The sequence below is a fragment of the Antrihabitans spumae genome (assembly GCF_043944905.1).
Classification (GTDB): Bacteria; Actinomycetota; Actinomycetes; order Mycobacteriales; family Mycobacteriaceae; genus Antrihabitans; species Antrihabitans spumae.
Genome location: NZ_JBIMSN010000008.1, coordinates 143,841 through 153,218, shown reverse-complemented (window position 1 = coordinate 153,218; position 9,378 = coordinate 143,841). Strand labels below are relative to the sequence as shown.

At 63.7% G+C, this 9,378-nt stretch carries 8 protein-coding genes; 1 reads left to right on the top strand and 7 read right to left on the bottom strand.

Features of this window, described 5'->3' with window-relative positions; genetic code table 11:
* Positions 1 to 374 precede the first annotated feature (374 nt).
* Positions 375 to 1,250, top strand: coding sequence for an LppM family (lipo)protein (locus ACHIRB_RS02570; protein ID WP_395116492.1), 876 nt, complete (start codon positions 375 to 377; stop codon positions 1,248 to 1,250).
* Between the two features lie 68 nt (positions 1,251 to 1,318).
* Here ACHIRB_RS02570 and groL read toward each other — a convergent pair whose 3' ends face one another.
* The 7 genes from groL to ACHIRB_RS02535 all read right to left on the bottom strand — a co-directional run bounded on the left by groL (position 1,319) and on the right by ACHIRB_RS02535 (position 9,378).
* Positions 1,319 to 2,944: a chaperonin GroEL gene (gene groL, locus ACHIRB_RS02565; RefSeq protein ID WP_199704395.1), complete on the bottom strand. Its 1,626-nt coding sequence runs from the start codon at positions 2,942 to 2,944 to the stop codon at positions 1,319 to 1,321.
* A 175-nt stretch (positions 2,945 to 3,119) separates the two neighbouring features.
* Positions 3,120 to 5,030: a putative bifunctional diguanylate cyclase/phosphodiesterase gene (locus ACHIRB_RS02560; protein ID WP_395126571.1), complete on the bottom strand. Its 1,911-nt coding sequence runs from the start codon at positions 5,028 to 5,030 to the stop codon at positions 3,120 to 3,122.
* Positions 4,942 to 5,424 carry a hypothetical protein gene (locus tag ACHIRB_RS02555; protein WP_395126570.1) on the bottom strand — a complete coding sequence of 161 codons (483 nt, stop codon included), beginning with the start codon at positions 5,422 to 5,424 and terminating at the stop codon, positions 4,942 to 4,944. The genes ACHIRB_RS02560 and ACHIRB_RS02555 overlap by 89 nt, the downstream gene beginning before the upstream one ends.
* A gap of 96 nt (positions 5,425 to 5,520) precedes the next feature.
* Positions 5,521 to 6,693 carry an epoxide hydrolase family protein gene (locus tag ACHIRB_RS02550; RefSeq protein WP_395127595.1) on the bottom strand — a complete coding sequence of 391 codons (1,173 nt, stop codon included), beginning with the start codon at positions 6,691 to 6,693 and terminating at the stop codon, positions 5,521 to 5,523.
* Between the two features lie 10 nt (positions 6,694 to 6,703).
* Complete coding sequence (locus ACHIRB_RS02545; protein ID WP_395116488.1) at positions 6,704 to 7,570, bottom strand: DMT family transporter; 867 nt, start codon at positions 7,568 to 7,570, stop codon at positions 6,704 to 6,706.
* A 75-nt stretch (positions 7,571 to 7,645) separates the two neighbouring features.
* Entirely contained in the window at positions 7,646 to 8,728 is a 1,083-nt protein-coding gene (locus tag ACHIRB_RS02540; protein WP_395116486.1) for an NAD(P)H-dependent flavin oxidoreductase, read from the bottom strand.
* Positions 8,725 to 9,378 carry a flavodoxin family protein gene (locus tag ACHIRB_RS02535; protein ID WP_199704391.1) on the bottom strand — a complete coding sequence of 218 codons (654 nt, stop codon included), beginning with the start codon at positions 9,376 to 9,378 and terminating at the stop codon, positions 8,725 to 8,727. The genes ACHIRB_RS02540 and ACHIRB_RS02535 overlap by 4 nt, the downstream gene beginning before the upstream one ends.

Sequence of the window (9,378 nt, the reverse complement as noted above, 5' to 3'; positions counted from 1 at the left end):
AGCACCTTTCTTCATGTACGACACCAACTCCGAAGGAATTACCGTGAAAGCGGCAGGCTAACAGCCGAAGGCCGCCTGCCGCCTTTGCCTTACCTCACGAACTACCGGCTAACCAGCCTCAACAGCTGACCATCGCTGTTACTAGTGTGACTAGAGGTATCTATGTGACAAAAGTCCACTCTTAAACAGGCTGTCAGTCGGTTTTGTGGCCCGTTACCGGATACGCATTCAGCGAGGCGTGCCGGACGGCAGGTCGGCCGGTGCGCCGCATGTCCAATCTGCCCAGTTCGGGGGCAAGCAGGTGCGAAAATCTTGCGATGAACCACGTCAGGTCTAGGGCACGGCGACTGCCCCTATTGCTTTCCTTCCTCGCCATGGCATTCGTCTTGTCCGGTTGCATCCACGCGACCATCGACGCAACGGTGTCGAGCGACGACACCGTCTCGGGAACGGTCGAGTTCGCCCTCAAGGACGAGTACATCTCGATCCTTCCCGGCGGCTCGGAGGAGTTTCGAAAGGAAATCTCCGCCGATGGCTGCGACATCCCCGGTGCTGAAGTAGAACCCTACGAAGAGGCTGGCTTCACCGGCGTCAAATGCACCTTCGACAAAGTCCCGCTTGCCGATTTCAACGGTATGAGCGGTGAGGAAGGTTCCGATACCGAAGACCTCACACTCACGCGGGAAGGCGACAAATTCATCCTGAAAGGCACCCTCGACCTGACCGAAGAGGCATCGGGTGGCGCGCCGGTCGATCCGAGCGAACCCGACTTCTCCGAAGCGCTGAAAGACGCCGAAGTCGAATTCAAATTCACCTTTCCAGGAAAGGTCGAATCTACGACGGGTGTGAAGAGCAACAACGACCGGACTGTCACGTTCACACCGAACGACGAGGGCAAAGCCGACATTCAGGCAACCGCGAGTGCAATCGAAAGCGGTAGCGACGCCGACATCACCAAGATCGTCATCCTCGTCGCAGCGATCGTCGCCGGCGTCCTTCTGGTTCTTCTCGCGCTCGTGTTGTTGCTCAAGAAGCGCAACAAGTCGAAGAACCCGCCGCAGAGCGGCTACGGTCCCCCACCAGCTGGTGGATACACCCAGGCGCCTCCCGGCTCCGCCGGTTACGGCGGTTACAACCCGACCCCGTTCCCGCAGCAGCCGGGCGGATACAACCCGCAACAGCCAGGCGGCTATCCACCCCAGCCGCCGCAGCAGCCAGGTCCTTACAACCCGCCGCCACCGCAGCAATAGCTGCAAACCGAAAGGCCGGCCCACCCGAAGGTGAGCCGGCCTTTTGCCGTACTTGGAAAGAACAGACTCTAGAAGTCCATGCCACCCATGCCGCCGGTCGGATCGCCCGCGGGCGCTCCGGCCTTCTCCGGCTTGTCGGCGACAACGGCTTCGGTCGTCAGGAACAGAGCCGCGATGGACGCTGCGTTCTGCAGTGCCGAGCGGGTGACCTTGACCGGGTCGTTGATGCCGGCCGCGAGCAGGTCCTCGTAGACGCCGGTCTCGGCGTTGAGGCCACTGCCGTCGGGCAGGTTGCGGACCTTCTCGGCCACAACGCCGGGCTCGAGGCCTGCGTTGAAGGCGATCTGCTTCAGCGGAGCTTCGAGCGCAACGCGCACGATGTTCGCGCCGGTGGCCTCGTCGCCCTCGAGCTTGAGGTCGTCGAGAACCGGGGATGCCTGCAGAAGTGCAACGCCACCACCGGCGACGATGCCCTCTTCGACAGCTGCCTTTGCGTTACGCACGGCATCTTCGATGCGGTGCTTGCGCTCCTTGAGCTCGACCTCGGTCGCAGCTCCGGCCTTGATGACTGCAACGCCACCGGCCAGCTTGGCCAGGCGCTCCTGCAGCTTCTCGCGGTCGTAGTCGGAGTCGCTGTTCTCGATCTCCGCGCGGATCTGGCTCACGCGACCGGCGATGGCATCGGCGTCGCCGGCACCTTCGACGATGGTGGTCTCGTCCTTGGTCACGACGACCTTGCGTGCGCGGCCGAGCAGCTCGAGGCCTGCGGTCTCCAGGGAGAGGCCGACCTCTTCGCTGATGACCTCGCCACCGGTGAGGATGGCGATGTCGGCGAGCTGTGCCTTGCGACGGTCACCGAAGCCGGGGGCCTTGATGGCAACCGACTTGAAGGTGCCACGGATCTTGTTCACGACGAGGGTGGAAAGGGCTTCGCCCTCGACGTCCTCGGCGATGATCGCGAGCGGCTTGCCGGACTGGATAACCTTCTCCAGCAGCGGCAGCAGGTCCTTCACGGTCGAGATCTTGGAGCTGACCAGCAGGACGTACGCGTCCTCGAGGACCGCTTCCTGACGCTCGGCGTCGGTCGCGAAGTAGCCCGAGATGTAGCCCTTGTCGAAGCGCATGCCTTCGGTGAGCTCGAGCTGCAGGCCGAAGGTGTTGGACTCTTCGACCGTGATGACGCCCTCTTTGCCGACCTTGTCCATGGCTTCGGCGATGAGCTCGCCGATGGACGGGTCGCCGGCCGAGATACCAGCGGTAGCAGCGATCTGCTCCTTGGTCTCGACCTCCTTGGCGTTCTCGAGGAGGCGCTTCGTGACGGCCTCGACGGCCTTCTCGATGCCACGCTTGAGGCCGAGCGGGTTCGCGCCGGCTGCGACGTTCCGCAGGCCTTCACGAACGAGTGCCTGAGCGAGCACGGTTGCGGTGGTGGTGCCGTCGCCAGCGACGTCGTCCGTCTTCTTGGCAACTTCCTTGACCAGCTCGGCGCCGATCTTCTCGTAAGGGTCGTCCAGCTCGATCTCCTTGGCGATGGAAACACCATCGTTGGTGATCGTGGGAGCGCCCCACTTCTTTTCCAGAACGACGTTGCGACCCTTGGGGCCCAACGTCACCTTGACTGCGTCGGCGAGGGCGTTCAGGCCCCGCTCGAGGCCGCGGCGGGCCTCTTCGTCGAACGCGATGATCTTGGCCATTGCGAAGTGATCCTCCGGGATATTGAGGCTGACACATGTGGACGACCACTTGGGTCGTCTCATCCAACGCTGCTGGCCAGGCTCGGTGCCCGCGACGGACGACCGGAGTGTCAATTGGGTTCCGGTCTCACCGTCCCGACCTGGCACTCACGGTTCGCGAGTGCCAACTGCCTTTTTAGCACTCGGGGGTGGCGAGTGCAAGGCCGCCGACGACTGCAGCTGCGGGCACCGGCCGGCCGAAGTACCAACCCTGCGCGTACCGGCACCCGATCGCACGCACCTGAGCTTCCTGTTCGGTGGTCTCGACACCCTCGGCTACGGTCGCCAATCCGAGTGCCCGCGACAGTGCCTCGATCGCCGAGGTCAAGACGACCTTGTGCGCGTCGCGATCGATTGCGTCGATGAACGACTTGTCGATCTTGACGATTTCGATCGGAAACTTCTGAAAATTGCCGAGCGCCGAATAGCCGGTCCCGAAGTCGTCGATACAGATCGTCACGCCCAGTGCAACCAATTCGCGCAACACCTCGCGCGCGGAAAGATGGTCTTCGATAAGGGCAGTCTCGGTGAGTTCGAGCCACAACGCCGATCCCGGCAGATCGTTGCGCTCCAGTGCCGCCTTCACCGTGTCGAGCAACCCACCGCCGCGCAACTGTCTACCGGAGACGTTGACCGCTATCCGCAACGTCGACTGCTGCCGACGCCACCGGGCAAGTTGCGCGCACGCCGAATCGAGGACCCATTCCCCGATCTCGACGATCAGGTCGGTCGATTCGGCGAGGCCGATGAACTCCGCGGGACTGACCAACCTGCCCTGCAGATGCCAGCGCAGCAATGCCTCGTAGGCAATCTCCTCGTTGTTCTGCAGATCCACTATCGGCTGGTAGTACAGCTCGAACTGATCTCTGCCGACCGCCTCGCGCATCGCGTTCGTCAGCTCCAGTTCCGAGAGCGCGATCGAACGCAACCGGTCGTCGAATACGGCGGCACCACTCGGTTTGGTGGCCTTCACGTAATACATCGCCGAGTCCGCTTCCCGGATGAGGTCGTCGGCGTTCAGTGGGCCTGCGCCCGGCGTGGAGAACGACACCCCGATCGACGTCGACACGAACACCCTGCCGACACTCAATTCGAAAGGCTCCCGCATCGCTGCGAGGATGCGGTCGGCAATCGTCGGATCTGCCGCCTGCGTCTCAGTACGCTGCTCCTTCTCCGCGACGCAGGGACAATCGTCGAAACTCCATGAGGCAACGACGAATTCGTCTCCGCCGTAACGATAGACAACGCCTAGGTCGCCGACGGCAGCGACGACGCGCGTTGCGACGAGTGAAATCAGCTCGTCACCGATTCTGTGGCCGAAGCTGTCGTTGACGAGTTTGAAGTCGTTGAGGTCCATGAAGTGCAGGCAGCAGCCCATGTTCGCATGTGGACCGCCCGCGGCAAGGTCGTCGTAGAGTGCGGATCGGTTCGGCAGGTTGGTCAGATCGTCGTGAGTCGCGCGATGCCGCGCCCGATCCTCTTCCTTTTCGCTCTGCCCGACAGCGATCTCACTTCGAATGAGCACAGCGCAGAAGAGCAACGCGAACAGGGCGAGCCGCACCAATCGGTCCGTCTGCCCGACCGGCGGGTAGAGGACGGTCATCACCACCGACACGGTCAGCACCACAAGTACGACGACGAAGCGCTGGCGAAAGGTGTCGCCGCGTCGTGGCCGCCACGGGGGCTTGTCCGCCATCGTCGGGTGCAGTGTGGCGGCGACCATGAACCCGAAGCCGATCGTCAGCGGATACAGACAGGCTGTCGACGGCGTCAGACCGGGGTACGCGGGTTGGATGGCGAGCAGTGCATGCGCGACGGTGACGCAGGCCATGCCGATCGTCAGCAATGGATAGGCGCGGTTCGCGCGGCCGCGCGCAATGCACAGATGCACGAGCACGGTGAGCACAGCCGCGTCGACGACGAGACACAGCACTCGCAACAACGACGCGTCGAAGGGATCACCCGTTCGCTCGATGACCGTGGTGACGAAAGCGACCCACATCGACATCGCGGTACCGAAAGCAACGAGCAGCGCGTCGAGTGACACCCGAGGGGGCCTTCGAACCGGTCTCCCGTCGCAGCCAGTGCAGCGCGGCCCACGACGTCAGGATCATCGGGACGAAACCCAGTGCCGGCGCCACGACCGTACGAAGGAGTTCGATGTCGGTCGACCACAGGGCCACGACGACACAGCTGACAGCGTTGGATGCAACGACGAGACGCCACGGTCGCCCATCTGCCGGCTTGTTCACGGCGATCCCGACGGTCATGACGACCACCGACCCGAGGGCAACCGTTCCGACGACGGCCAGCATGCCGTCGACACTTCCGATGTGTTGCAATGCGGCAAGTACCGGGACGACGACAACACCTGCACCTGCGGTGCCCCACGACCAGATGCGGCGTCGTCGCATCGATCGATCGCTCGTCATGCCGGTCACTCGCGAGATCCTTTGTCCAGTCACTACACACTTCACGACCCGTCTAGGCGCCTGCGATCGACGGGCGGACCACCTGCTACCCCGGCAACCCGTAGCTTAGGCGTCATCCTCGGCTGCGTGTCGGCGAAAGTCGCGTAGCGATTCGCGCAAATCTTTCAGGAGCAGGTCCGGTACCTCCAGCCCGGCGAAATGGCCACCACGGTCGTAGGACGTCCATCGCACGATGTTGTGTGATTGTTCGGCCAACGCTCGTACCGGTAGCGCGATGTCACGAGGGAACACTGCGACCGCGGTCGGGACAGGCGAGTATTCGAGCGCGCGCAACGTCGTCCAGGATTCCTTGTAGAACCGCGCCGATGAACCCGCGGTGCGGTTGAGCCAATAGATCATCACGTTTGTCAGCAACTCGTCGCGGTCGACTGCGTCGTCAGGCGTGTCGGTCGAATCTGTCCAGTCCTTGAAACGTTCTGCGATCCAGGCCAACTGACCCACCGGTGAATCCGTCAGACCATAGGCAATCGATTGGGGTCTGGTGCTCTGCAGCATCGAGTAGCCGCGTAGTTCGTTGCGATAGCGTGCGCCCGCTTCGAGGCTGCGGAGCTGTTCCGGATCGGTCGGATCGGCGGACTTGGGCCGGGCACTGGCAGAGAAAACCGCGGTGAGGTGCAGCGCGACAAGATGTTCCTGATCGATCAGGACGAGCCAACGCGAGATTGCCGAGCCGTAGTCACCGCCGTGCGCCGCGTAGCGGGCGTAGCCGAGTCGGTGCATCAACTCCGCCCACACCGCGGCGACCCGTGGCACCGACCATCCGACGGTCGCCGTCGGACCGGGAAACCCGAATCCAGGAATCGTCGGAACGACGACGTGAAATGCCTCGGTGGGATCGCCACCGTGCGCACGCGGATCGGTGAGTGGCCCGATGAGGTCGAGGAATTCGACTATCGAGCCCGGCCAGCCGTGGGTGAGGACCAACGGCAACGCCTCCGGTTCGGGCGAGCGCACGTGAATGAAATGCACATCGAAGCCGTCGATCTCGGTGAGAAATTGCGGTACCGAGTTCAGCTTGGCTTCCTCTGCACGCCAGTCGTATTCGTGGCGCCAATAGCCCGCCAGGTCACGCAGATAGCCGACCGGAATGCCATAACTCCAATCGGCGCCGACGGGATCCTCGGGCCAGCGGGTTGCATCGAGTCGGGCGGCGAGGTCGTCGAGGTCGGCTTGCGGGATCTCGATTCGATACGGCCGGATCTCCGGGTCTGCGCTCATCTGGGAAAGCCTATGCGCGAGCCGGAACAGCTTCCGGCGTATCGCGGGCGAGAGCGATCGTCGACGTCACCATGACGATCAGAGCGATCGCGAGAATCGCCGACATCTCGCGATCGGTATCGAGGTATTCGCCTAGTACAAGAAATCCGAGTGCGGTGGCAACGACGGGTTCGCAGACGGTCGACGCGGGCAGCGAGGCTTGCAGCGCCCCCGCCTGATAGGCGTTCTGCTGCAGGATCGTTGCGGTCAGCCCGACCACGACGAGCACGTAGGTCTCGGGCGCGCTGAGCAGTGCGCCTATCCCATCACCTGCATGTGCGACAACACCTTTGGTGAGTACGGCAGCGATTCCGAACATGGCGCCCGCAGCTATGCCGAGCAACAGCGCGCGTCGCGGTCCAGGAGAACGACGGGCACCGACGAGACACAGTGCGAGAACGGGTAGTCCGATAGCCGCAATGACGGCCCAGTGTTTGCCCTCAGCGTGCGGATTGCCAGGGCGGGGATCGCCGATAACGATGAGCACTGCTACCGCAATCGTCAGCAGAAACGCCCACGCCCATTCACTCGGTTTGATCGAACGTGACGCGAAGAACGCACCGAGCGGAAGAGCGAAGAGCAACGACGTCACCAGTAGCGGCTGGACGAGCAGAATCGAACCCTTGCCGAGCGCTGCGGCCTGGAAGACATAGCCACCCGCTCCGACGATGGTGCCGATCCACCAGATCGGTGTCTTGGTCAGCGATCCGACGGCGCCGAGCGCGCCGAGTTGGTCGTCGGGGATCTGCGCGGCAGCGCGTTGGCGCACGACCGCGCCGACGGCGATGCACAGCGCGGCGACGAGTGCGAAGGCAATCGCGGATGCATAGACGGGCACGCCGGAAGGGTATCCGGCGTGCCCGGGTCACGCAGCGCCGAACCAATAACGGCCGAACCATCAGCGGCCGAACCATCAGCGGCCGAGGACTGCCTGCGCCGTCGTGACCAATCGATCGACGTACGCCGCCGCGGAGCCGCCGCGCGAGAGGGTTGCCGCCTGCCCCGCCCATAGATTGACGAAGTCCGGATTGCCCTGGCGGCCTGCCTCTTTGCGGATCGGTTGCATCAGTGCGTTCTGGATCGGATATGCAGGCACCTCGTCCTCCAGCGCCGCAAGGTCACGGACGAATCCGTTCGGAATTCCTCGCGCGTGCCGTCCGGAAAACAGCCGTGTCAGGACGGTTGTCCCGGCGTCGGGGCCGAGTAGTGCAGCCTTGTGCACGGGGTGTGTGCCCGATTCGGTGGTCGTGAGAAAGCCCGTACCGATCTGCACGGCGTCGGCACCGAGGGTCAGCGCGGCTGCGACACCACGACCATCCGCGATTCCGCCGGCAGCAACAACCGGAATCCCGACGGCATCGGCGACTGCGGGGACCAACGAGAAGGTCCCGACCAACGATTCGCGAAGCGGGCGAAGGAACGCGCCGCGATGCCCGCCCGCATCACTACCGGAGGCGACGACCACGTCGATACCAGCGGCTTCGACAGCTACGGCTTCGGCGACGGTCGTTGCTGTCGCGATCGTGACGATGCCGCGGCGGCGCGCCTCGGCAACAACGTGTGCATCGGGAACACCCATCACGAAACTTATTGCGGGCGGCTCGAATTCGAGTAGCGCCTCGATCTGGTCTGGGTAGTTTTGACCCAACGACATGGTGTCGGGGTCGGGCGGATCGACGCCGAATTGTTCGTAGTACGGACGCAGCCTGTCGATATGTTGCGCGAGTTCGTCGATGGTCGGCCGTGGCGCATCGTCGACGTGTGGGACCCACAGGTTGATTGCGAACGGTTTGTCGGTGACAGCCCTCGCCGACGCGACGATGTCACCGATTTCGCCCGGCGAGAAGATGTGTGCGCCGAAGGACCCGAGTCCGCCGGCGTTCGACACGGCAGCAAGCAGTTCCACACTCGAGAGACCGCCACCGAAAGGCCCCTGGACGATCGGGTGTTCGAGGCCGAGCACGTCGCCGAGTCGCCCCGCCCACGTCCCGGTCATGCCGACACCGCAACGGCGGGTATGTTGCCGTCGATCGAGCGTTTGCCGATCGCGAACTGCCGCGCGAGCAATGCAACCCGTCGCCCGAGATGTTCTGCGGTGCGAAGGTCGGCGGACGGTGGCGCGACGTCCGGTGGCGCGTCGGATGGTGCCTGCGCCATGGCTCCGACGAATCCGCCGAGCCGGTTCAGGCTGTCGGCTGTGCCCGTCGAGGTGTAGATCCAGCCCGGCGCAAGGTCGAGGTTCACCCAGGTCATGCCGTGTTGAGCGGCGAACAGAACCATCGACGAGAGGGTGTGCAGTTTGTCGCCGTTCGCGCCTGCCGACGTGGTGAAACCAGCGGCAAGCTTGTCTCGCCAGCCCTGCTTGGCCCACACGCCCGCGCTCGCTTCGGCGAATGCTTGGAACGTCGACGACTGGCTCCCCATGTAGGTCGGTGAGCCGAAGACGATCGCGTCCGCGGAATCGAGTGCATCCCATAGCGATTCGGTAAGTTCCGCGACGTTTCGCAGTTCGACTCGGGCTCCTGCAACCGATGCGACGCCGTCGGCGACCGCACGGGCCTGCCTTGCCGTGTGGCCGTAACCGCTGTGGTAGGCGACGACGACCGAGATCGATGTTCGGTTGTGCTCACTCACTGGCTCGGACAT

Coding starts and splice junctions, on each gene's coding strand:
- groL (WP_199704395.1), bottom strand. CDS start 2,944: ATGGCCAAGATCATCGCGTTCGACGAAGAGGCCCGCCGCGGCCTCGAG.
- ACHIRB_RS02535 (WP_199704391.1), bottom strand. CDS start 9,378: ATGTCCGAGCCAGTGAGTGAGCACAACCGAACATCGATCTCGGTCGTC.
- ACHIRB_RS02570 (WP_395116492.1), top strand. CDS start 375: ATGGCATTCGTCTTGTCCGGTTGCATCCACGCGACCATCGACGCAACG.
- ACHIRB_RS02540 (WP_395116486.1), bottom strand. CDS start 8,728: ATGACCGGGACGTGGGCGGGGCGACTCGGCGACGTGCTCGGCCTCGAA.
- ACHIRB_RS02550 (WP_395127595.1), bottom strand. CDS start 6,693: ATGAGCGCAGACCCGGAGATCCGGCCGTATCGAATCGAGATCCCGCAA.